Origin of the sequence: Oceanobacillus sp. FSL K6-2867 (assembly GCF_037963145.1) — a bacterium.
Lineage (GTDB): Bacteria > Bacillota > Bacilli > Bacillales > Amphibacillaceae > Oceanobacillus.
Genome location: NZ_CP150144.1, coordinates 4,356,256 through 4,380,050 on the forward strand (window position 1 = coordinate 4,356,256; position 23,795 = coordinate 4,380,050).

At 36.8% G+C, this 23,795-nt stretch carries 25 protein-coding genes and 1 riboswitch; of the genes, 6 read left to right on the plus strand and 19 right to left on the minus strand.

Translation table 11 applies throughout. From position 1 onward, the window contains the following. Positions 1-5: 5 nt before the first annotated feature. The 12 genes from accB to NSQ77_RS21250 form a co-directional block, all read right to left on the minus strand. Positions 6-488: an acetyl-CoA carboxylase biotin carboxyl carrier protein gene (gene accB, locus NSQ77_RS21195; RefSeq protein ID WP_339228086.1), complete on the minus strand. Its 483-nt coding sequence runs from the start codon at positions 486-488 to the stop codon at positions 6-8. A 374-nt stretch (positions 489-862) separates the two neighbouring features. Further along, positions 863-1,435, minus strand: a complete 573-nt coding sequence (locus NSQ77_RS21200; RefSeq protein WP_339228088.1) for a SpoIIIAH-like family protein — start codon at positions 1,433-1,435, stop codon at positions 863-865. An 11-nt stretch (positions 1,436-1,446) separates the two neighbouring features. Further along, positions 1,447-2,061: a stage III sporulation protein AG gene (spoIIIAG, locus tag NSQ77_RS21205; protein WP_339228089.1), complete on the minus strand. Its 615-nt coding sequence runs from the start codon at positions 2,059-2,061 to the stop codon at positions 1,447-1,449. Next, complete coding sequence (gene spoIIIAF, locus NSQ77_RS21210) at positions 2,058-2,687, minus strand: stage III sporulation protein AF (RefSeq protein WP_339228090.1); 630 nt, start codon at positions 2,685-2,687, stop codon at positions 2,058-2,060. The genes spoIIIAG and spoIIIAF overlap by 4 nt, the downstream gene beginning before the upstream one ends. Positions 2,688-2,698: 11 nt before the next feature. Then, entirely contained in the window at positions 2,699-3,877 is a 1,179-nt protein-coding gene (gene spoIIIAE, locus NSQ77_RS21215; protein WP_339228091.1) for a stage III sporulation protein AE, read from the minus strand. 40 nt (positions 3,878-3,917) lie between these two features. Next, positions 3,918-4,310 carry a stage III sporulation protein AD gene (spoIIIAD, locus tag NSQ77_RS21220; protein ID WP_339228093.1) on the minus strand — a complete coding sequence of 131 codons (393 nt, stop codon included), beginning with the start codon at positions 4,308-4,310 and terminating at the stop codon, positions 3,918-3,920. Positions 4,311-4,322: 12 nt separating this feature from the next. Then, complete coding sequence (gene spoIIIAC / locus NSQ77_RS21225) at positions 4,323-4,523, minus strand: stage III sporulation protein AC (protein ID WP_095306968.1); 201 nt, start codon at positions 4,521-4,523, stop codon at positions 4,323-4,325. Between the two features lie 22 nt (positions 4,524-4,545). Further along, a complete protein-coding gene (spoIIIAB, locus tag NSQ77_RS21230; RefSeq protein ID WP_339228094.1) occupies positions 4,546-5,058 on the minus strand; it encodes a stage III sporulation protein SpoIIIAB in 513 nt (170 codons plus the stop codon). Next, positions 5,003-5,980, minus strand: a complete 978-nt coding sequence (gene spoIIIAA, locus NSQ77_RS21235) for a stage III sporulation protein AA (protein WP_339228095.1) — start codon at positions 5,978-5,980, stop codon at positions 5,003-5,005. The genes spoIIIAB and spoIIIAA overlap by 56 nt, the downstream gene beginning before the upstream one ends. Positions 5,981-6,438: 458 nt before the next feature. Then, positions 6,439-6,996 carry an elongation factor P gene (gene efp, locus NSQ77_RS21240; RefSeq protein WP_339228096.1) on the minus strand — a complete coding sequence of 186 codons (558 nt, stop codon included), beginning with the start codon at positions 6,994-6,996 and terminating at the stop codon, positions 6,439-6,441. A gap of 23 nt (positions 6,997-7,019) precedes the next feature. Beyond that, positions 7,020-8,081 carry a Xaa-Pro peptidase family protein gene (locus tag NSQ77_RS21245; RefSeq protein WP_339228097.1) on the minus strand — a complete coding sequence of 354 codons (1,062 nt, stop codon included), beginning with the start codon at positions 8,079-8,081 and terminating at the stop codon, positions 7,020-7,022. Positions 8,082-8,188: 107 nt separating this feature from the next. Then, complete coding sequence (locus NSQ77_RS21250) at positions 8,189-8,698, minus strand: YqhR family membrane protein (RefSeq protein WP_339228098.1); 510 nt, start codon at positions 8,696-8,698, stop codon at positions 8,189-8,191. A gap of 288 nt (positions 8,699-8,986) precedes the next feature. Between NSQ77_RS21250 and NSQ77_RS21255 the strand changes: the two genes are divergently transcribed. Further along, a complete protein-coding gene (locus NSQ77_RS21255; RefSeq protein ID WP_339228099.1) occupies positions 8,987-9,364 on the plus strand; it encodes an SA1362 family protein in 378 nt (125 codons plus the stop codon). A 70-nt stretch (positions 9,365-9,434) separates the two neighbouring features. On the opposite strand, the gene NSQ77_RS21260 is transcribed toward NSQ77_RS21255, so the two are convergent. The 3 genes from NSQ77_RS21260 to NSQ77_RS21270 all read right to left on the minus strand — a co-directional run bounded on the left by NSQ77_RS21260 (position 9,435) and on the right by NSQ77_RS21270 (position 13,685). After that, positions 9,435-10,328: a patatin-like phospholipase family protein gene (locus NSQ77_RS21260; protein ID WP_339228100.1), complete on the minus strand. Its 894-nt coding sequence runs from the start codon at positions 10,326-10,328 to the stop codon at positions 9,435-9,437. Positions 10,329-10,549: 221 nt separating this feature from the next. Then, complete coding sequence (gene mntR / locus NSQ77_RS21265) at positions 10,550-10,972, minus strand: transcriptional regulator MntR (protein ID WP_339228101.1); 423 nt, start codon at positions 10,970-10,972, stop codon at positions 10,550-10,552. A 151-nt stretch (positions 10,973-11,123) separates the two neighbouring features. After that, positions 11,124-13,685 (minus strand): vitamin B12-dependent ribonucleotide reductase, encoded by a 2,562-nt coding sequence (locus tag NSQ77_RS21270; protein WP_339228102.1) that lies wholly within the window; start codon positions 13,683-13,685, stop codon positions 11,124-11,126. Between the two features lie 349 nt (positions 13,686-14,034). Here NSQ77_RS21270 and NSQ77_RS21275 point away from each other — a divergent pair, with 349 nt between their 5' ends. Then, positions 14,035-14,409, plus strand: a complete 375-nt coding sequence (locus NSQ77_RS21275) for a rhodanese-like domain-containing protein (protein ID WP_339228103.1) — start codon at positions 14,035-14,037, stop codon at positions 14,407-14,409. A 224-nt stretch (positions 14,410-14,633) separates the two neighbouring features. Here the strand turns inward: NSQ77_RS21275 and gcvPB are convergent, their stop codons facing one another. From gcvPB to gcvT, 3 genes are read right to left on the minus strand one after another with little or no spacing between them, the layout of a single operon-like run. Then, a complete protein-coding gene (gene gcvPB, locus NSQ77_RS21280; RefSeq protein WP_339228104.1) occupies positions 14,634-16,097 on the minus strand; it encodes an aminomethyl-transferring glycine dehydrogenase subunit GcvPB in 1,464 nt (487 codons plus the stop codon). Next, on the minus strand, positions 16,090-17,439 hold the full coding sequence (gcvPA, locus tag NSQ77_RS21285) for an aminomethyl-transferring glycine dehydrogenase subunit GcvPA (RefSeq protein WP_339228105.1): 1,350 nt from the start codon (positions 17,437-17,439) through the stop codon (positions 16,090-16,092). The genes gcvPB and gcvPA overlap by 8 nt, the downstream gene beginning before the upstream one ends. An 11-nt stretch (positions 17,440-17,450) precedes the next feature. After that, entirely contained in the window at positions 17,451-18,566 is a 1,116-nt protein-coding gene (gene gcvT / locus NSQ77_RS21290) for a glycine cleavage system aminomethyltransferase GcvT (RefSeq protein WP_339228106.1), read from the minus strand. 179 nt (positions 18,567-18,745) lie between these two features. Continuing rightward, a riboswitch (glycine riboswitch) is annotated at positions 18,746-18,833 on the minus strand. 152 nt (positions 18,834-18,985) lie between these two features. On the opposite strand from gcvT, the gene NSQ77_RS21295 reads away from it, so the two are divergent. Beyond that, positions 18,986-20,647: an SNF2-related protein gene (locus NSQ77_RS21295; protein ID WP_339228107.1), complete on the plus strand. Its 1,662-nt coding sequence runs from the start codon at positions 18,986-18,988 to the stop codon at positions 20,645-20,647. Next, entirely contained in the window at positions 20,634-21,413 is a 780-nt protein-coding gene (locus NSQ77_RS21300; RefSeq protein WP_339228108.1) for a YqhG family protein, read from the plus strand. The genes NSQ77_RS21295 and NSQ77_RS21300 overlap by 14 nt, the downstream gene beginning before the upstream one ends. Positions 21,414-21,434: 21 nt before the next feature. Here the strand turns inward: NSQ77_RS21300 and NSQ77_RS21305 are convergent, their stop codons facing one another. Continuing rightward, on the minus strand, positions 21,435-21,620 hold the full coding sequence (locus NSQ77_RS21305) for a YqzE family protein (protein WP_339228109.1): 186 nt from the start codon (positions 21,618-21,620) through the stop codon (positions 21,435-21,437). A gap of 147 nt (positions 21,621-21,767) precedes the next feature. Here NSQ77_RS21305 and comGA point away from each other — a divergent pair, with 147 nt between their 5' ends. Both comGA and comGB read left to right on the plus strand, forming a co-directional pair. Then, complete coding sequence (comGA, locus tag NSQ77_RS21310) at positions 21,768-22,775, plus strand: competence type IV pilus ATPase ComGA (RefSeq protein WP_339228110.1); 1,008 nt, start codon at positions 21,768-21,770, stop codon at positions 22,773-22,775. Beyond that, complete coding sequence (comGB, locus tag NSQ77_RS21315) at positions 22,741-23,790, plus strand: competence type IV pilus assembly protein ComGB (protein ID WP_339228111.1); 1,050 nt, start codon at positions 22,741-22,743, stop codon at positions 23,788-23,790. Before comGA ends, comGB begins: the two co-directional genes overlap by 35 nt. Positions 23,791-23,795: the final 5 nt, after the last annotated feature.

The window sequence follows — 23,795 nt, forward strand, 5'->3', positions numbered from 1 at the left end:
TCTCCTTACTTCTTAACTCTGAATAATGGTTGACCGTACTCAACTAGTTCACCATTTTCAACAAGTACTTCTACGATTTCACCAGAGACTTCCGCTTCAATCTCATTAAATAATTTCATTGCTTCAACAATACATACGACCGTATTTGCTTCTACAGAACTTCCTTTTGAAACAAATGGGTCACTTTCTGGTGAAGAAGCAGCGTAAAATGTTCCAACCATTGGAGATACAATTTCATGATCATAATCTGCAGTTTTTGCAGCAGCTGGTTGTACTTCAGGACTCACAGGCTGTTCTTCTGCTACCTGAACCTGAGGTTTTGCTTGCACAGGTTTAGCCTGAACAGTGGCCTCTGAAACAACAGCTATGTTTTCATTGCCTGCTTTTTTCAATGATACAGTCGCACCTTCTGCCTCATAAGTAAATTCCGTAATGGAAGATTGATCGATTAGTTCTATAATCTCACGTAATTCTTGTACTTTTAACATGTCTTGCACTCCTCTTATTTTCAAGATCGTTTATTAATTATTTGTACAATATCAAGCTTTTAATATTAGGTACTAATAATTCCTCCTAACATTTTACGATAAAACATTGTAAAACATCAAGCCTTGGATATATTTAAGTCCATTTTAAAAATACCTCTGCGTTTAATTATAGCAGTATTGCTGGTGCAATGCGAATTGAAAGATATATTTATGGATAAGCCTTACAGTCGTCAAATCTTTATAGTAACTTGATAAATACTTACCACTATAAAGTGTCCAAACTAAATAAGAAATCCAGACTTAGAATAACGTCTGGATTTACAAGCTATGAAATATTGATTGAATTACCTAACTCTATAAAGTGATCGTTATATTTATTTACCTGTTGGTTGAAAATTTACTTCTGTTTTAACTCCGTCACCAAATTCATCACGTACCATTTGCATGATGTTTACAACTTCTGTCTCTGTTAATTCCTCAACCTTTACATGAACATGCACCTTTTCTGCATCTGAGCGGACAAGAACATCCTCATAGCCTGTTGCGCCAACAATTTGTTCTTCAAGTATTGCTTCTTTAGCATCTAAATTTTCTAATACATCGATTTCATTAAGTGCTTCCTCTTTTTCTTCTGCATTTGCGTTAGCGGATGCAACTACGTCTGTAAGACGGCTGATTTCCTTGCTGCGATCGTCCTGTATTTCCATGCGAATTGTTGCAAATAACTCATCCTGACCAAGGTTTGTAATCTCATCAACCTCTGCATCTTCGGTATTCTCAACATCCCCAACTTCTGTTGCTGCTGTTGTTGCAGCTTTTTCGCTATCTGGTTGTCCATCATTGATATACGCTAAATCATCACCATTTGGAGAAAGCATATAATACACACTAAGCACAATCATTAAACTTAACATAGTCAATAGCCATACCGTTTGTTTTTTTAACATACTATTACCTCCTAATTTTTTGGCATCACAGAAATTTTATGAGATGGAACATCAAGAACACGTGATACTGCTTCTACAATTTGATTTTTTACCGAGGGCTGATCAGCTCCTTTTGCTACTACAAACACCCCCCTGACCTCTGGTTGCTTTGTTTGAACCAATAATGGCATTTCCTGATCGCCTTTTCGTATTGTTACCACTTGGCTATCTTCTGTATTATCTTCAATCTTTCTTGTACCACCATTACGATCAGATTCATCGGTTATCTGCTGACCTTTGGTGGTGTTCTTTTCATAAATATGTTCACTAGTTGCATTCAAATTAACCATAACCTCCGCATCTGTTACACTTTGGATTTTATTAAGCATTGCAGCTAAATCTTGTCCTAAACGTTCTTCTACATGACTCATATCTGAAGAAGACATTTCTGCTGCATCATCAGCTTTGGTTGTATTTTGAGTTTCTCCTTGAGGCTGCATGTCAAGTTCAGGCTCGTCCTCTGATGAAAAAATATTGCTAACAATAATTAGAAATACCCCAGTCAGTCCTAAGATTATAAGGTAGCCGATTTTCTTTGATGGAGGGCTGTCCCCCTCCGATTTCTTTGGTCGAAAGAAATTTTTCATGATGTCCCTCCCTCCCAATAAATAGATACTTTCTTATCTGTTAACTCCCATACCTCCATTAGCAATGCTGCGATTTCTGCTTCAGTTTCTTCATTTCCCTCGACGCTTCCTTCATCCTTATGCTGAGAATCAATGACTATTTCTTCAACTGTATCCACCGCTCCCTCCTCGTTCTCTAATCCCTTTATATAAACAATGACTTCTGCTAAATCCTCAAAGGAAAGGTTTTCCGTTTCTTCAAATGTAAAGTCGATGCTCGTAATCTCCATTTGGAATTCTTCCTTCAAGGGGTCCTCAGCTATATTTTTCAGTTGGACAGTCATTTGTTCTAAAATATATGCATGTTGACTGTTTTGTATCTCTTTTTTTTGAAATTCTATTTGATTTTCTATATTTCCATCCTGACTATAGGCTTGATCCAGCTCATTAATAGACGTTTCTACAGCTTGTTCAATATCTGTATTAAACAGATAAAATACAGGCTTTAAGAGGATAAGAATTAAGATAAGTCCGACTGCCAGCTTGACATATTTTTTCATCGAATCTACTGGAATCAGCAAATCAATAATTGCGGCAAGAATGATAAATAATATTATTTGGGTTACCCATTGTATGATTACCTCCATCGAACATCACCTTATCTCAGCAGAATAGTAATATTACTAGCGGAAACGATAATAACAATCGCCAATAAGAACATTAAGGATACCGCTAGTAAGCAGGCAAGAATGTATAAAATGTAATTGCTAATTGTATTTAAAGCTGTAATAACCGGGCCGCCTCCAATTGGCTGCAGTGCTGCAGCAGCTATTTTATAAATCAAAGCAACCGCTGCTATTTTTAATGCTGGAAAGAGGACAATTAATAAAATGATCAGCAGCCCAGCCATACCGACAGCGTTTTTCAATACCAAAGATGCACTTAATATGGTATCTGCTGCATCTGTAAATGTTCTGCCTACAACAGGAATAAAGTTGCCAGTAACAAATTTAGCTGTTTTCATTGCTAAGCCATCCTGAATTGCAGATGCTGTACCTTGAACAGATATGACTCCTAAAAATATAGTCAAGAATATGCCTAGTGCACCAAGTCCAACAGTTTTAAATAAGTTTGCCAGATGGGTCACTTTGTAATTTTCACTTAAACTGCTGACTATTAAAAGCATGGCTGAAAGAAACAGTAACGGTAGGATAAACGCTGAAACTAAAATTCCACTGAAATTAATCAGAAAAATGATGATCGGGTGAAAGAATGAAACGGCTATCACATTTCCAAAACTGGCCATCATTCCTAGCACAAGAGGGAGTAAGGCAATCATGAATCCTTTCATCATTTCAATTGCATCTTGTGTGTAAGATACAGCGACATAGAAACTGTTCAGGGCAATAAAAATGAGAACCAGATAGATGACAAAATAAGCAATTTTACTGACTGCGTTTCGCTCGAATGCACTGTGCATCGTTTGTAAAATTACAGAGAACAGCGTGAGCATTAATAAAGTTCCTAATAACTTGCCATTGGCAATAAGTTCATGGAACAAGTACTCGAAAAATGCAATGATTGTATTTTTTAGTGAGAAAGAATCCTGGTTTTTAACGAATTCATAGATGCTCGTCTTTTCAATCTCAGGCAAATAGCCTCCATACTCCTCGACCAGTTGATCCCAATAGCTGCCTACACCATCAAGGGAGATTTCTTGCAGGATGCTTTCGTCAAAATGAATGTCATTATCTGCAGCGGCAGAAACAGTAACCTGTCCACACAAGAAACAGGCACTTCCAAGCAGAAATAGGATTATTTTTTTATATAATTTCATTCACCCACCCCGTTTGCTCCCTTCAACCAGTACTGAATAATTATACAGACGGTAAAAAGCTAATAATCGCTTCAATAACTGCTGTTATGATTGGTACTGCAAGTAACAAGATAAATATTTTCCCTGAAAGCTCTATATAGTGCGCTACAGAACCAAGGCCCGCGTCCTTTGTTAAGTTAGCACCCAGCTCTGCAATATACGCAATGCCAATAATTTTTAAAATTGTTTCCAAGTAAAGGCCCTCAACACTTGCCTTCTCACCGAGTGTCTGAATGGTCTGGAAAATAACACTGATTTGATGTATGATTGCAAGAAAAATAATAATTCCTGTAATCAAAATAAGGAAAAAGGCAAAGGACTTATTCAGATCTTTTAAAATGATATATAAAATACTAGCCACAACGCCTAATATAGCAATCTGCAGGATATCCATATCATTTAGCTCCTAAAACAAAAATACAGATTTAATTTGCTGAAACAAATCAGAAAGTCCATTGATTACAATGACAAGTACAATAATAAATCCAAGCAGTGTGGCAAATTGAGCAATTTCTTCTTTACCCATTTGCTTTAAAATCGTATGAATTAATGCTACGATTATCCCTATCCCAGCTATCTGGAAAAGAATGGATGCATCTGTAAACATAAAAATGCTCCTTCCTAAAATGTCAAATGAGTAGCAACACAACAAATACCCCACTTAAAACGCCTAAACTTTTTGCTAATTTTCCGTATTTACGGTCATGATCAATCGCTTCTTCCAGCACTCTGTCCAAGTTAACAATGGTTAACTGTATATGTTTTTGCTGTTGGGTGATATCATGCTGACCAAGAGTTCTGCCGAATTGCTTTAATATTTCTTTTTCCGTTTCATGCATACTTGATTTTTTTAATAATGTTTCTACCTGTGCCTCCCAAACTGTAAAAAAATCAACTGTTTCTCCTTGCATTTCCTTTCCCAAAGAAGCGAAAAAACCCCGTAATGGATTCGGTATTTTTTTAGAAACGGATAGGAATGCATCGAACAATGCTGCTTGGCTATATATAATTTCTGCCTCAAGAATTTGTAATGCACTTTTTAATTGGCGAATATGCTTAGGTCGCTTCGTCAGCCTATTGCTCCATTCAAATCCTGCCAAGGTGGCTGTTCCGATTAAAAGCAGGGCTCCAATCCACTTCATTTGTCACACCCCTTGTTTTTTGCAGCAAATTATTTTCGTGATGATCTAGCACGTGGCTAATTCGACCAGGACTTGTATCATTTTTTAATACAATATAGCGTTCAAAGATATGTTGATTGAAAATCGGTTTTAAGGAGGGACGTCTTTTCAACTCATCGATACTTTTACCATGTATGGTGCAGATTACAGTAACACCTGTGTTAACTGCTTCCATCAGCGCATCGACATCTTGTTTATTGCCGATTTCATCCACTACCATCACATCTGGTGACATTGAACGAACGAGCATCATCATTCCTTCAGCTTTAGGACATGCATCCATTACATCTGTTCGTAATCCTAAATTATGCTGCGGAACTCCTTTAATTGATGCACCAATTTCCGATCGCTCGTCAACAACTCCTACTTTTTTAGATTTTATCTTTTTTGAGCCATTGGAAATCAACCGGGTTACATCTCGAATCAAGGTCGTTTTTCCTGTCTGCGGTGGTCCGATGATTAATGTATTTAAATAGTCCCCGTTATATATATAGGGGATAATTGGTGAAGCTACACCAGGTTTCTCTTTAGCAATACGAATATTAAAGAAAGTAATATTTTGTATTGCTTTTACATTACTTCCTGACGTCGTTACTTTCCCGGCGATGCCTACCCGGTGTCCACCTTCAATTGTGATATAGCCCTCTCTGAGCTCGTCCTCCAAGCGGTATAACGAAAATTGGCTAAGCTGATTAATTAAAAATGTAGCCTCTTTCACTTGAGGGATAATGGGTTTAACCCATTCTGTCGTGTCATCAAAAATTAACTCAATTGGGCGATTTAAACGAACCCGAATTTCCTGCAGCATATGCCATTTGTTATTTACTACAAGTTGAATAGCTTGTCTCATATCATTTGGAAATAAACGCATAATCTCGTCCATTATAATTCCCCACTTTGTTTTGAAGCTGCTTTATAGTAAATGTATGTCGGATTAGATAATTTATGACCTTGCTGCTATGTTCAAATAAAAAATGAGACAACAAGAATAAAAGCAAAAACACAATGCTCGGGTATGTGATTACTCGCTCCTCCGGAAGATAGATGATTGCCCCCCTGTCTTGCACATACTGTGCGTCTTTGCACTTACGGACAGTGCCCCGAACTTTTGAGTGTCCGTTTTACCAAACATTCTTACGCTGGAGAAATTCTGGACAGACGGCATGACATAAGATAAGGGGAGTCTCATCAGCCGATTGAAGCTTTATGGACATGTCTGTATAGGTACTTACGTTATCCACAGCTTTCAAGTTTAATAGTTCCCAACACAACAAAAAAAGCTGTCTTACAGAGGATTGATATCCTCCGTAAGACAGCTTTTTTTCTCATACAACGATATAACTAAGCTCTTGATACATATTTTCCATCAGATGTATTGATGACTAGAACATCACCCTGGTTTACAAAGAATGGTACTTGAACCGAATGACCTGTTTCCAGCTTAGCTGGTTTTGAGCCACCGCTTGCAGTATCTCCTTTAATTCCTGGTTCTGTTTCAACAACTTCCAGTTCTACGTTGTTTGGAAGATCGACACCAAGAACTTCGCCTTCATAGCTGATTACGTTTACTTCCATGTTTTCTTTCATAAATTTTAGTTGATCTTCAATTTGACTTGTCTGAAGTTCAATTTGTTCATATGTGTTCGTATCCATAAATGCATGAGAATCACCAGATGCATATAAATATTGCATTTTTTTATTTTCGATATGCGCCTTGCCAACTTTTTCTCCACCACGGAATGTTTTTTCCTGGATATTGCCGTTTCTTAAATTGCGCAGTTTTGAACGCACAAATGCAGCACCCTTACCTGGCTTAACGTGTTGAAATTCTAATACCTGCCAAATACCGTTGTCTACTTCAATTGTCAAACCTGTTTTAAAATCATTTACTGAAATCAAGTCATTTCCTCCTTTATGTATCTCTACAGTTGTATCAATTCTTTTGAAGCAAAGGTTAGTCTCTCGTTTCCGGATTCTGTTAGTACAATATCGTCTTCAATTCTGCAGCCTCCAATACCAGCCACATAAATTCCAGGTTCAACTGTAACTACCATGCCTTTTTTCAAAACTTTATCCGATCGATATGATAATCCTGGACCCTCATGAACTTCCAGACCTAAGCCATGCCCTGTAGAGTGTCCAAAATTGTCACCATAGCCTCTGTCTGTAATAAAGCTCCGTGTTAAGGCATCCGCTTCCTTACCTGTTATACCCGGTTTAATCCCATTTACTCCACGAAGATTCGCCTCTAATACTATATCATATATTTCCCGTAATTCGCTTGAAATTTTTCCAACGGCAACAGTTCTCGTGATATCCGAGCAATAACCTTCATATAATGCACCATAATCTAATGTAACTAATTCACCTGATTGTATTTCTTTATTAGATGCAACACCATGTGGCAGCGCTGAACGATACCCAGACGCAACAATTGTATCAAAGCTTGATGAAGCCGCACCTTGTTTGCGCATATAAAATTCGAGTTCATTTGAAATATCGATTTCTTTTACACCAGGTTTAATAAACTTTTGGATATGAACAAACGCATCGTCTGCAATTTTAGCTGCCTTTTTCATCGTGTTTAGCTCATCATTTGTTTTAATTAATCGTAGCTCTTCAACTATCCCGCTAACAGGAACCAGTTCCACATTAAAGCTCTTTTTGTAGTTTTCATATTGTGTAAATGTAACATAATCTTTTTCAAAACCAAGACGTTTTACTTGCATATGTTTTAACTGATCTGTAATTTCACCTTCAATTAATTGTTTATGCTCAATTACGTTAAAACCGTTTGCCTGTTCATTTGCCTGTTCCGTATAACGAAAATCCGTTATCAATCGGGCATCATCAAGAGATACCAATGCAATGCCTGCTGTACCAGTAAATCCGGTCACATACCTTCTGTTGATTGGACTCGTAATTAGAATGGCATCAAGCTTATTTTTTTCTAATGCTTCTCGCAGCTTATTCAGTTTTTCCATCAGTTTCTCCCTCTCAATCATTTAACGGTTACATTTTATTATTTTTGTACAATTAAGTCTAACATAAATCGTTTCATTTGAGTATTGTTACTTCTATTTGAACACAGCTACTCTTTTGACCTTTTGCTTAGTTGCACTTTCATATCAAAATATTCATACGAAATGGAGTAACCAACAAATGTTCCGTATAGAATAAATAAACTTACCGTCGATATGATGGTATTCAGAGTAACATCGGTTATACTCGGTACATTTGTAAAAATCGGCTGTATAAGGATAAAAATAATCCCCCATAAAATTATTCCGTATACAACACCCATCCACATGGAATAAATTTTTTTAAATACAGCGTAATAAATCCAAGCCGTTACAATAGACAGTATGCCAACTGCAAGAATCGTAAGAAGTGTCCCAAGCCATGTTTCCGTCCAATTGGCATTCGTCCATGATTTTAATATATAAGATTTAGGTGATATTTCACTAAAATTAAAGTAATATAAGATGCACCACGCACACCCTAAAGCGATACCTCCTACAAATCCGGTAAAAAGGGACTTAGACAATAGTGAAAACTGCTCTTCTGAATTAGTTGTCTGTGATTCTTTCCCTGACTTCATTGTTTTACACCTCCAAATTCTATTATTACCAATCACCTGTAAACAAATCACAGCAAATGGGTACCATTTGAAATATTGGGCTAGTGGTAAACCGTTTTTTCAAGTAAAATAGAATTAAAGCAAACAAATTATGTATTGAATATTTTTGTGCGAATTAGGAAACAATTTCTAACAGGAAACGTATATTCATTTAATTTGTAAAAAAAGGATATAAACTTGCACTTTAGTGGTATATACAATAGTAAAAGACTATTATTATATTACAAGACTGTGGAAGGAGGAATTTTAATGAGCCGTAGTAAATTTTCAATTGTTGTTTACCTGATTATTGGGTTAGCGGTTATCGGTTTAATTTCACAGCTTTTTGGAAATACAATTAACTTTTTAACAAACATTTTAATCATGCTTGGTATTGGGGTGGCTGTATTTGCTCTGCTCTATTACTTTGTATTAAACAAAAGAACCCCTTCTAACTCCGATGATATGAAAAAATACAAGAAGGCAGTAAAGCAATCAAAATCAAAATACAAGCAGCCTTCGTCCTATGCCGCCCCTAAACAGACAAAACCAGTTGCGGCACAAAAGAAAAAACGAACTAAACGACCTAGTCATCTTAAAGTAATTGAAGGCAATAAAGCAAAACGAAAAGACCGAGCTTCTCTATAGCCGGTCTTTTTTATTTGAGCATTTACATTTTAAACATAGTAAAGAATTTTTGAGAATTGTATGGTTCTCGTTATGTAGACCATCGTTTTAAAAAATCATCGGCATTTTCTTTCCCGCTTCGAATTAATTCTTTTTTTACTTCTTGTGAAATATGAAAATTAACTGCTCCAGTATTCGCAACAGGAACAAATAGAATATTCCTCTTTTCATTTTTTGAAATATATCTGGCATCATGGGCTTGCTTCATCGTAGAGAATAATGCTTGATACATATCCAAAGCATTTTTAATATCTCTTGGACCTATCCCCTTTTCAGTTGCGTCTGTCAATTTAATACCTAAAATTGGCCTTTTCTTGGTTTTATCTCCATTGTCAAATATCCATAATGGAAAGTTGCTTAAAAGTCCACCATCAACAATCACGCTTTTCTTTTTATACAATCCTGGCATTTTTTTGGGCATAAAGAAAAAAGGAAATCCTGCACTCATTCGAACAGCCTTTGCAACTGGGAAATAATTAGCTTCAATTCCATACACACTTTCTAAATCATCAGGTATGACAATAAGCCTTCCTAAAGAAAGGTCGCTGACAACAACTTTGAAGTATCCTTCTTTTATATCATGAAAGGTACGTATATTTTTCCTTGCCAAAAGTTCTTCAAGCCAGCTTTCCAGCTTATTCCCTTTATTAATTCCGAGCTGACTGTACATAAAAAACCACTTCGTAAATGGCAGCAATCTTGTTAAAAGTGGTGGATCAATAAATTCAGTCAAATCAAGTTCATGTATAAGCTTTTCAATTTCGTTTATTTCATATCCAGCAGCTACCAATGAACCGACAATTGCCCCTGCAGAAGTTCCCGCTACTCGCACTAATTGGAGTTGATGCTCTTTAAGACTTTCCAGCACTCCGACATATGCAAACGCTTTTACTCCGCCACCAGAAAACACTGCATCAATCTTCATCCGCTCTCTCCCCACGTTTATTTTTTCATGAAGTCATTTTCACTAAGCTGAAACGAAAGGGTAAACTCCTTATATATATAAGCGAAAACGTCAAGATTAGAACAATGTCATGAGCAGGAGTGATGTAAATTAAAATCGGCCTATGAGAATAACATTTAGCAAACTTTTTTGCTTTAATAAAAAACCATACAGTTAAATAAATGAACTGTATGGTTAGATGTTTATTCTTTTACACTATCCGCTTGCACTTTTTTTAATTCTTCCTGTCTTGTGGAGTCATGTTTAAAGTAATGAACAAGATCTCCAATTCGATCGATGGAATTCCAGCTTAGATGGTGTTCAATCCCTTCCACATCATTGTAAATATTATCTTTCTCCACACCAATGATTTCCAAAAACTCTTCCAGAAGCTCATGTCTAAACACTAAACGCTCGCCGATTTTTTTTCCTTTTGCCGTCAGAACGAATCCTCGATATTTTTCATAGTTTAAATATTCATCTTTATCCAATTTTTGTACCATTTTAGTAACGGAAGAAGGATGGACCTCCAATGCTTCTGCAATATCAGATACACGGGCATACCCTTTCGTTTCAATTAAGTTATATATTTGCTCGATATAATCTTCCATACTTGGAGTAGGCATGTTAGATCTCCTCGTTTCAAGAATATTTTTTAGTTAGGGCAAAACTGTTTCTCTATTATGAGGATACAGGAAAAGACAAATTAACACAAGTTATATTATTTTAGAAGGAAAAATAAAGGAGAAAAGCCAATATTGGCTCTTCTCCTAAAAGTTACAGACCACATTTTAATTGTGCTCCACAGCTTGTACAAGTGTTACAACCGCCTATTTCTTCTACACTACCCTTTCGACAAACTGGACAGGTATCCCCAATTTCGGAACCAATCGTAACATTCGTTCGTTCTAGCTCTTGGATTGTATCCATTAACACAACTTTAGGCTTTTCAGTATCTGTGAACAGCTCTGTTTGCTCACCAACCGTGTTTTCTTCTGCTTTCAATGTAAGAACTTGAGAATCACGGCTTCCGTCAACATATACCGTTCCACCTTTTGCTCCACCATTATATAGTCTTTGATAGACACTTTCTACTTGATCAACCGTGTACCCTTTTGGTGCATTTACTGTTTTTGATATCGAGCTATCCACCCAACGCTGTATGACACACTGTGTATCTGCATGCGCCTCTGGTGAAAGATCCATTGCAGTCACAAACCATTGTGGCAGATTATCTGGATCTGCATTTGGATTACTGTCTAAATACTCTTGTACGATATCTGCTTTTACTTCTATAAACTTTCCGAGTCTTCCGCTTCTGAAATAAGAGAAGGAGAAGTATGGCTCTAATCCTGTAGAAACCCCAACCATCGTTCCGGTGCTTCCAGTAGGAGCAACTGTTAATAAGTGCGAATTCCTAATACCATATGTTAGGATATCCTCTCGAATTGATGCAGGCATTTTTTTCATATAACCTGTGTTTATAAATGCTTTTCTTAGCTCCATCGTTTCTTCATCTGTTTCCCCAACTAAAAATGGAAAACTTCCCTTTTCTTTTGCAATTTCAATCGAGGTACGGTATGCGGTCGTTGCAATTGTTTCGAACACTTTATCTACTAACTCATTACCTTCATCTGAACCGTAGGCTGTTTCACAATAAATTAATAAATCATGCATTCCCATTACACCAAGACCTACACGACGTTCACCGAGTGCCTGCTTTTTATTTTCTTCCAAGAAGTACGGAGTCGCATCAATAACATTGTCCTGGATTCTTACTCCAGTTCTTACTGTTTGCTTTAATTTTTCGTAGTCAACTGTTTTAGTCTCTTTATTTACCATTTCAGCGAGGTTAACGGCTGCCAGGTTACACACACTATAAGGTGCAAGAGGCTGCTCGCCACACGGGTTCGTTGCTACTACTTGATCACCATATGCTTTGGCATTGGTCATGTCATTTGCATTATCGATGAAAAATATTCCGGGTTCTGCGGAATATGTTGCACACACATTGATCAAGTTCCATAATTCTTTTGCTTTTATCTTGCGATAGGTACGTACACCAAACCCCATCTCTTCCCATTTTCGTACATCGCCAACTTCATGCCACTTTTCATTATAAAAGGCCATTTCCTCTTTCGTATAATTTTCTACATCAGGAAAGCGCAGATCATATATATCGTCATTTTCAACGGCTTCCATAAATTCTTTTGTAATACATACGGAGATATTTGCACCTGTCAGAAATTCAGGGTTGTGTACCGAGTATGTTCCGCCTATTCTGAGTTTATCATCTGCTTCACGTAATGCAGCCTCAGTGAAGCCACCAAGACCAGGCATTGTCTTATAATTTACGACACTCTGATAAAGATCAAATTCTGTTTCTGTTAAAGGTGTAAATTTCAGTTTTTCTTCTGCCAGCCGTTTGATTTGTTCATCGTCGGTATTTTCAATCAGGTAGCGAAGTATCCTCGGATTTTGCATCTTTGAAATAATAAATTCGATAATATCCGGGTGAGAATCAACTAACATGATCATTTGAGCGCCTCTGCGAGATCCACCTTGTTCCACAAGATGTGTTAACTTTGCAATATCATCAAGCCACGATACAGAGCCAGAAGATTTCCCATTTACACCTCTTGCTAATGCGTTTCTTGGACGTAAGGTTGAACCGTTCGTTCCCACTCCACCCCCGCGAGACATAATTTCCATTACCTGTTTTCTATGATCGGAAATTCCTTCACGTGAGTCTTTTACATATGGCATCACATAACAATTGAAGTAAGTTACATCCGTATCTGCCCCTGCTCCGTATAAAACACGTCCTGCAGGAATAAAATTTAAATCTGCCAGCTCTTGATTGAATGTTTCAAACCAATACTGCTGCTCTTCTTCAGTTTTTTCTACATTCGCTAATCCAGTTGCATTCCGTTTTGCAATTTGTTCGTAATATACTTCTAGTGGTTTTTCGATTACATCAAGAGATCGTTCAATAATACCTGTAGCTGCTTCTTCTTTGTCATCAAGCACAGAGATAAATTCTGCATCTACTTGAACACTCGCTTTATTCTCCTGCCAATTAATTGCTTTAACAAATCCAAGACCCCTTGCCGGAAATTTCGGATCAGCTTTCACTGTTAAAACGACAAAATCTCCGGTTTTCAATGTTTTCTTTTCTGTATCCTTAAACGCATACCGATCAAGCATAACCAATCGAGAAACACCCTTATGGGTCAATTTCATTTCTGATGTAATCGGGTGTACGGGAGGAAAAAGATCTATATCTTTGTTTAGTGTTTCCACATCAATCCCATTTGTTTCCTTTGCCTTAATCGACATTTAATCTCTCCTTTAAACCTATCTTTACAAAATCCAACATTACTACAATACCACAAAACAGGTATAAATTAAACGATATATAGTGTTAATAAATTAATATATATACTATATATGGAGTTTTAGACATATTCAGCTCATTTTGTCAAGCAGGAATTTAATAGTTTAAAATGGAAATCCGGCAATAATCCTCGCTATATGCAATTTATGACATTTTTAAGAACTATTTAATCGTGAAAACAGCAAATTGTGAACTTTTCTTATAGGAAAGAGAAAAACTTTGAAATATACCGCGTCTACCCATATAATAAAATAGATAGTGAACATTTTTTGGACAGACGGGGGAAGTAAAATGGAGTTTTTAATTATTGCCGTAGTTGTCTTGCTTGCAGTTGGCATATTCCGCTATTATAGACAACGTAATTACTTGAAGGTATTGACAGAGGATCAATTCCGGGAAGGTTATCGGAAAGCTCAATTAATAGATGTGCGAGAGCCTCAAGAATTTGAGAGAGGTCATATTCTTGGAGCAAGAAATATTCCTGTAAGTCAAATGCGTCAACGTTTAGTCGAGATGCGTAAAGATAAACCAGTATATCTTTATTGTCAAAGTGGTACTCGTTCTGCAAGAGCAGCTCAATTACTTCACAAAAAAGGTTATCAGGATATTTATCATTTAAAAGGCGGTTTCAAGAAATGGACCGGTAAAATTAAAATGAAAAATTAAGTTATCAAGACGAACAAAGCAAAATCGTTCCCAAGCATCTATCCTGATGATGGGAACGATTTTTTAATTGATTAACATAAATGCATCCTAGCATACGACACTTAGATAAATTACATATACTCGCTAAATAATATGTCTTTCCAGAAAATAAAAAGTGGAATCTACCAGCTGTTTGGTAAGATTATCACTCTTTATTTTTATTATTCTAATTTAAATTCGTTCAATTAGCCTTCTTTTTGATAACGTAATATTGGCTTACGAGCTGCTCCAGCTTCGTCTAAACGGTTTACTGCTGTATTATGCGGTGCTTCCTGAACAATTTCTGGATTAGTTTTCGCTTCATCAGCAATTTGAAGCATTGCATCGATAAATGTGTCTAATGTTTCTTTAGATTCTGTTTCCGTTGGCTCGATCATCAATGCTTCTTCCACAATTAATGGGAAGTAAACAGTTGGCGGATGGAACTTTAAGTCTAATAGACGCTTTGCAATGTCCATTGTTCTCACGCCAAGTTTCTTCTGTTTGCTTCCAGATAACACAAATTCATGTTTGCAATGTTGTGTAAATGGGAGTTCATATTCTTTTTCAAGACTGCGCATCATGTAGTTTGCATTAAGGACTGCATATTCACTAACTTTCTTCAATCCTTCTGCACCCATTGTACGTATATACGTGTATGCACGCACGTTAATTCCAAAGTTCCCATAGTAACCTTTCACCATACCAATGGATTGTGGACGATCATAGTCAAGTTCATATACACCATCGTTTTTGCGAACAACGGGTTTTGGTAAGTATGGAGCAAGTTCCTCTGATACTCCAATTGGACCTGATCCTGGGCCTCCACCACCGTGTGGGCCAGTAAATGTTTTATGCAGGTTCAAGTGAACCGCGTCAAAGCCCATATCTCCTGGTCGAGTGTAACCCATAATAGCGTTCAAGTTTGCACCGTCATAGTACATTTTTCCACCCACGCTGTGAACTATTTCTGACATTTCAAGAATTTCTGTCTCAAATAATCCTAATGTATTTGGGTTTGTTAACATAAGAGCCGCAGTGTTTTCATTAACAAGCCGTTTTAAGTCCTCAACATCTACTAATCCTTTTTCGTTTGATTTAACTTCAACCGTTTTAAATCCTGCTACTGCCGCAGATGCAGGATTTGTGCCATGTGCTGAGTCAGGGACAATTATCTCATCGCGGTGATAATCACCATTTGCTTCGTGGAATGCTTTAATCATCATGATAGCAGTCCATTCACCTTGGGAACCAGCAGCAGGCTGCAATGTAATTTCATGCATTCCTGTGATTTCTTCCAGATGAACCTGTAAATCAAACATCAATTCCAATGCACCTTGAACTGTTTTCGTATCTTGGTATGGGTGGATATGACTAAATCCGGGAAGTCTGATAACATCTTCGTTAATTACTGGGTTATATTTCATTGTACAGGACCCTAATGGATAAAACCCAGTTTGAACACCGAAGTTACGTTCAGATAAACCGTTATAATGACGCATTAGTTCTAATTCGTCCACTTCAGGAAGTTCTGCATCCGTCTTACGAATATATATATCATCTAACTCTTCTTCTAGTTTAACTTCCGGAACATCAAGTGCTGGCAGGTTATAGCTTGATCTGCCTTCTTTACTGCGTTCAAAAATTAAAGGAAAGTTTTCATTAGCCATTGATATCCCCCATTTCTTTTACAAAAGCATCAATTTCTTCTTTTGTGCGGATTTCAGTTGTTGCAATCAGCATGTGATTTTCTAACTCTGGATATGCTTTGCCAAGATCAAACCCGCCGATAAATCCTTTTTCAAATAAATCATCATTTACATCAGATACTGGTTTGGAAAGTTTAATTACAAACTCATTGAAAAATGACCCATTAAATACGGCTGGCAGGTTAGCCTCTTCTAACTTTTGCTTTGTATATCTTGCCTTTTGCATATTTAATTTAGCCATCTCTTTAACACCGTGTTTACCAAGAGAACTCATCGCAACCGAGCTTGCTACTGCGTTTAATGCTTGGTTTGAAGTGATGTTTGATGTCGCTTTTTCACGTCTAATATGCTGTTCTCTCGTTTGCAGCGTTAGAACGTAACCGCGTTTACCATCTTTGTCTGTTGTTTCACCAACTAAACGTCCAGGTACTTTACGCATTAATTTCTTCGTAGTTGCAAAGTAACCACAGTGCGGTCCACCAAATTGTGCAGGGATTCCAAAGACTTGTGTATCTCCGACAACAATATCTGCCCCGAATTCCCCTGGAGGAGTCAAAAATCCAAGTGAAAGTGGGTTACTTGAAACAATAAACATTGTTTTCTTTTGTTGTTTAATTAGCTCATTAATTTTTTCAAGAGGCTCGATTTGACCAAAAAAGTTAGGATATTGAACAAGAACCGCAGCAGTATCTTCATCAAGCTCTTTTTCTAATTGATCTAAATCAGTAAGACCATTTTTATAATGTATCTCAACGATTTCAAGTTTTTTCCCGTTTGCAGCCGTCTCAACAAGTTGACGGTACTCCGGATGAACAGCAGCTGAAATAAGAACCTTCTTCTTCTTTGTATGTTCTACACTTAAGTTTACAGATTCTACCACTGCAGTTGCACCATCATATAAAGAAGAATTTACTACAGGCATTCCAGTTAATTCAGAAACCATGGACTGGAATTCAAAAATAGCTTGTAATTCACCTTGGGAGATTTCCGGTTGATAAGGAGTGTAGGCTGTATAAAATTCTTGTCTGGAAATGACATGATCAACTACCGATGGAATAAAGTGATCATAAACGCCAGCTCCTAAAAATGAACGATATTCTGTTAAATTTGCATTTTTGCTTGCCATTTCTGTTAGCTCTTTTTTCAACTCATATTCACTTACTGGCTTTTTAAGGTTTAATTCCTTGTCCAATCTAACTTCTTTCGGAATATCAGAAAATAGTTCTTCTGTGGATGATACACCGATTTTATCTAACATTTCTTTTTTATCGGTTTCGGTCATAGGTAAATAACGAAATTCCATTATGCTGCCCCCTATTTTTCTCGTTTATAAAATGGTGTCTTTACAATAATTGCTTTTAGTTTGCGCTTTCGAACTTGGATTTCTAACTCTGTACCTTCAATTGCAAGTTTGGAATCGATAAGTGCCATACCGATATTTTTGTTTAATGTTGGGGATTGTGTACCAGATGTTACAAACCCAACAGCTTCTTCATCCTTCAATATCGTATATCCATGGCGCGGAATGCCTTTATCGACCATTTCAATTCCTACTAACTTTCTTGTCGTTCCATTTTCTGCTTGCTCTTTCAGTACAGGCTTCCCTATAAAATCTGCTTCTTTACCTACTTTTACAGCAAATGAAAGCCCTGCTTCAATTGGGCTGATATCCTTTGATAATTCCTGTCCATATAATGGAAGTCCAGCTTCAAAACGAAGTGTGTCACGGGCGCCAAGTCCAATTGGCTCAATCCCTTTGTCTTTACCTGACTCAAGCAGTCGATTCCACAGAGCAGGACCTTCAGATTTATGGATATAGATTTCAAATCCATCTTCACCAGTATAGCCTGTACGCGAAACAATTGCAGTATGTTCTGAACTTTCAAGCGATACATTCGCATTAAATCTGAAAAATTTAATTTCCGATAGATTCGTATCTGTAAGCTGTTGTAATATTTCCTCTGAATACGGGCCCTGTAATGCAAACTGCACATATTCATCAGAGGTATTATTAATCGTTAACTCCTCATCAGAATATGTATTATGCTCAATCAGCCATTCGTAATCTTTTTCTGTATTCGCCGCATTCACTACCAATAAATAGTCGTTTTCTGCTAGCATATAAATAATTAAATCATCGACTGTTCCACCGTTTTCATAACACATAATCGTATATTGCGCCCGGTTTGGAACTAGTTTGGATACATCATTTGTCATAACATATTGCAGAAATTCCAAGCTCTTTGGGCCTTTTACAGCTATTTCCCCCATATGAGACACATCAAATAAACCTGCTTTTGTTCTAGTTGCTTCATGTTCCTGTTTAATACCGGTAAATTGGACTGGTAAATCCCAGCCTCCAAAATCAATTGTTTTCGCCCCGTATTTTTCATATTCTGAAAAAACAGGTGTTCTTTTCAACTCGCTCATACCATCCACTCCTCCTAATAGTTGTTGAAAAAGTGCACAAAAATAGAGATTCCTTCCTAACCGAAGAAATCTCTGTCCTTAAACCAGAAAGTTGCATACTTATACAAACACTTAAAAGGTTGTATAAATATTTGCTTCGTGGGTGGTTTACTAAGCTCAGTAAACACTCTCCAGAGTTGCGTCCTACAAGAGTCTTTTTGCCTGAGAGATTCGCTCTTAACTTGCTCCTTCGGCGTTACATACTGTAAGCTCTCCCCTTGTAATCATCCGCTAATGAAAAATTTATATTTGGTTATACTATGTATCAGTATCTAAGAGGTTGCACTGCAAGGAATTCTATTTCACTTTGAATTATAACATATCAAAAAGCAAAATTATAGTGAAATCCAAATTTTAATAACAGGATGTGTGATTAACATATGGATTCTATTGAACTACAAAAAGATTCAGCCTTTATTAATGATTTAGAAACAATAATCAATAAGGATGGCCCATTCTCTAGTTGGGAACTCTTTTCGATGGCATTTCAAGCTGAGTTAACAACAAGCTCCCCTTCCTTCAGCGGGTTACGTGCGCTTGAATATCTTCCGCATGTTGACTTTTTAGATCATCAAATCGCTGTTGCTGAACAAGCGGTAGAAGAGATGCATGGTCGAGCAATCTTAGCAGATGAAGTTGGTTTAGGAAAAACCATTGAGGCTGGACTCATTTTAAAAGAATATATGATTCGAGGCTTGGTAAAAAATGCACTTATTCTTGTTCCCGCATCTCTCGTTAACCAATGGGTCAGGGAATTGAATGAAAAATTTTATATTCCAGCTGTTGCCCATCGGAAGAATTATAGTTGGAAAGACAATCCGATAATTATTTCCTCACTTGATACAGCAAAGCGTTCTGCAAACCAGGAAGAGATAATTAATACGGAGTATGACTTTATTCTTGTTGATGAGGCTCATAAGCTTAAAAATCATAAAACGAAAAACTATCAATTTGTACGAGCAATCAAGAAGAAATATTGCCTGCTTTTAACAGCTACGCCAGTACAGAATCGGTTAATTGAGATTTTTAATCTTATTACCATTCTTCGTCCTGGTCATCTAGGAAATTATGATTCCTTCATCGAAAGATATGGTAAAGATCGAAGCAAGTTAGAACAGGATCCTTATTTAAAGCAGTTGATCCAAAAAGTAATGATTCGAAATACGAGAAAAGCAACGAAGCTTACCGAATCAAAACGTAAGATTGAAACATTATGGATTGACTTTCCAGAAAAAGCTCGTGAACTTTATGATGATCTTGTCAATACACCAATTGCATTTTCAACGTTTTCGAAAATTACGTACTTGCGTGAAATATGCTCATCAAGAGAAGCATGTTATATGTCATTATCAAAAATTAGTGAAAAGGAAAATAATGCTGCCATCTTAAAACCACTGCTTAACAAAATCGAGGAGCTTCCACACCACGTAAAAGCCGAAAAAGTTGTAGAGCTAATTAAATCAATAGGTGATGAAAAAGTCATTATTTTTACCGAATATCGAGCAACTCAATTTTATTTACAATGGTATTTACAGCAGCATGGCATTTCTTCCGTACCTTTCCGCGGCGGATTTAAACGCGGAAAAAAAGACTGGATGAAACAACTATTTAAGGACCATGCCCAGGTTTTGATAGCTACTGAGGCAGGTGGAGAAGGTATTAACCTTCAGTTTTGCAGCCATCTGATTAATTACGATCTTCCATGGAATCCAATGCGACTTGAACAACGAATTGGACGAATACACCGTTTTGGACAAGAAAAGGATGTGCATATCTATAATCTTGTTATTCGAAACACGATTGAAGAACACATTCTGACATTATTATACGAGAAAATTAACCTATTTGAAAAAGTAATCGGAAATCTGGATGATATTTTAGCTGAACTGAACATCTCAAGTATCGAATCAGAAGTGGAATCCATCTATAATGAGTCCACCTCAGCCGGTGAGGTACGAATAAAATTGAATAACCTTTCGTCCGTTATTCAGGGATCAAAATCAACAGCAGAAACGGAGGAGAGACTTTATGGCAATTACTAATTTAAATGAATTTTTAACAGATTACTTTTCCGCAAAAGATTGCGACATTATCTCAAATCAAGATGGCGTATTACAAGTCCAGTTAAATGAACAAATGGATCGCGAGCTAATGAATCGTCCATTTTACTGGCACTATATTAAAAAAATAGGCCGTACTGGAGATCCTATGCAGCTTACGTTGATAACTAATCCGAAAAAACGTGATACACAAGGAGAATGGATTCACTTTGGCAGTCCTCGGCTGCAGCAAATTATGAATCATTTAAAGGAAAAAGAAAAATTTACGAAGCTTTTTCAATCTATGGATGTGACAGAAAAAACACCTTTACATCCGTGGTTAGTCGTTAATTTTAAAATCAGCTATCAAGGCCAGCATAAAAAGGATGAAATCATTTCAATTGGTTTGCATTTGGTTAACGGGATGATGAAGTTAGATATGATGAATCTGTTGTCGAAGTTTTCACTGCAAACAACGATTTCCGATTATTGCTTTACCCTCTCTCCCATAATCAAAATTAAAAGTGGTTATCTGCGTTTAGAGGCAGTTTTGTCAAACTATATTGAAGAACAGGAACATACGTGGGCTGAGAAATCAGCAGAACGGTTGCAAGAAGAAATTCAAACACTAAAACATTTTTATCAAGACAACACAGACAATGAGCAAATGAAAAAGGAACAGGATGAATTAATGAAACGTTATCAGCCGAAAATAACAATGAACATAATTAATGGAGGCATCGTGTATTTGCAACAGCAAGCGCTATAAAATAAAGAATAGCAGGTTAAGTTATCTGCTATTCTCCTTATGGAACATTATTTTTAAAGTAAATGGAAGCATACCAAACCATCTTGTCGTGTAAAAGGAATGCTGCTGTTTATGTGCTTCTTTTCTTTTCCTTCTTTCCTCGGATGGTAAGTCTAAATACGAAACGACTTGTTCAGTCATAAATTTCAGATAATCATTTCCTGACATTGCTACCAACCACCTCTATTCTAGGTCTTACACTTATTTTTTGCAGATCAAAAAAATATATACAATATTTTTTTAAAAAAAAGAAGGGTTTTATCAAATTGCGTCGAATATAGTAATTTGTTGCGAAGTAAAAGGAGGTGAACTGAATTGAATCCCACTGCAACTTTTTCGAATAATCTGCTCAATGCTGCAATTAAAGAGAACGCTTCAGACATTCACTTTTATCCATTTAACAATAATACGAATATTTACTTCCGTATCCAAGGAAAAAGAGTCAAGCATAACCTCATTCAGCTAAAACAATATGAACAGCTGCTCACCTACTACAAATTCATTGCCGGAATGGATATTGGTGAATCAAGAAAACCTCAAAATGGAACTATCCAGCATAAAACTGCAACGAATTTATTTTCCTTACGTTTATCAACGCTTCCTCTCCATCAAACAGAAAGTTTGGCAATCAGAATCCTCCCGCAAGAAACAAAACTTACACTGGATCAACTTTTTCTTTTTAAAAGCCAACTAAATAAAATAAAGGAATGGATGTCGAATCGTGCCGGTATTATCCTGCTGACTGGTCCAACCGGGAGTGGTAAGACGACAGCGTTATATGCTTTGCTGGAATCCATCTTAAAGGAAAAGTCGTACCAAACCATTACATTGGAGGATCCTATTGAAAAAAACATGGATAATATCTTACAAGTGCAAGTAAATGAAAAAGCTGGCATTACGTATCAAACAGGTTTAAAAGCTGCGTTAAGGCATGACCCGGATATTATTATGGTAGGTGAAATCCGTGACAAGCATACAGCCGAATTTGCATTTGAAGCTTCCCTGACAGGACACCTTGTTTTAAGCACATTACATGCAAAAAATGCCATAGGGACAATTCATCGTTTAGTCGATATGGGTATCAAGAGAAGTGATATGAAACAATCACTTATAGCGGTTGCCGCATTGCAATTACTTCCACTGCAGATGGGTAACGATATTACAAGGAGGGCAGCGATTCTTGAATTACTCGAAGGGGCATTATTAGAAAATATCATTGAAGGAAACGAATCAACTGAGCTTCATACATTTCATTCATTTGAGTATTTAAGAAAGAAGGCTTACGCTTATGGTTTCATATCTGAAACAGTTTATCATTCGTAAAAAAATGCTGAACAGTTCTCTGCAGCTTCGATTCCTGCAACTATTGCACCGTTTATTAACAAATGGTTATCCGTTGTGGGAAGCGATTGAAACAATCAAGTGGAATAGAGAATTGGTAAAGCCCGCGGCCAGTATTTTAAATTCTCTTGAAGATGGTTTGTCTATTGAGGAAGCATTTGAAAAAGCTAAATTTCATCCAATGATTACGTCATACCTTCATTTTGCAAAAAGAAATGGAGATCTTGAAGGGAGCATCAAAAAGTGTGCAGCTATGTACGAATATCGAATAAAAAATACAAATAAGTTTAAACAAGCAGCCAGATACCCACTTATTTTATTGTTTATCTTCGCTTTGCTCCTATCCTTTATAAAACAAAGTGTTCTTCCTTCTTTTCAAGATATTTTCCAAGCAAGCCCGACCGCTTCATCAACCGTCCAGCTTTCCATTATATTAATTGAAATGCTTACCACCATCACTACTGTTTTATTCATTGTATTCACAATTTTACTTCTTGTATGGTTTCTGACGAAGGATAACCTTCCAATTGAAAAGCAATTGAAGATTTACCGGACAATCCCTCTTTATCGCAGCTTCTTAAGGCTGCAAACGTCCTTTTACTTTGCTACGCACTTCAGTTCCCTGCTTAAAACAGGAATGTCTTTTAAAGAAATACTCGACCACATGACACAGCAAAATAAATTGCCTATTATCTCTTACTACACACGGCAAATGACTTCAGAATTATCAAGAGGTGTTCATATTTCCAGTTTACTAACCGTTTTTTATTTCCTGGAAGGACAATTGACGAATATATTCAGTAAGAATGCGGACGCACAATCATTGGAAAAAGACTTAAGTATCTACGGAGAGCTGTTAATGGAGGAAATTCAAAGAAAAATTATTAAAGTCATCACATTAATCCAACCAGTATTTTTTGCAGTTTTGGCTGGATTCATCATTTTTATCTATATAACGTTAATGTGGCCAATGTTCCAGTTAATTAAAACAATCTAAAAGGA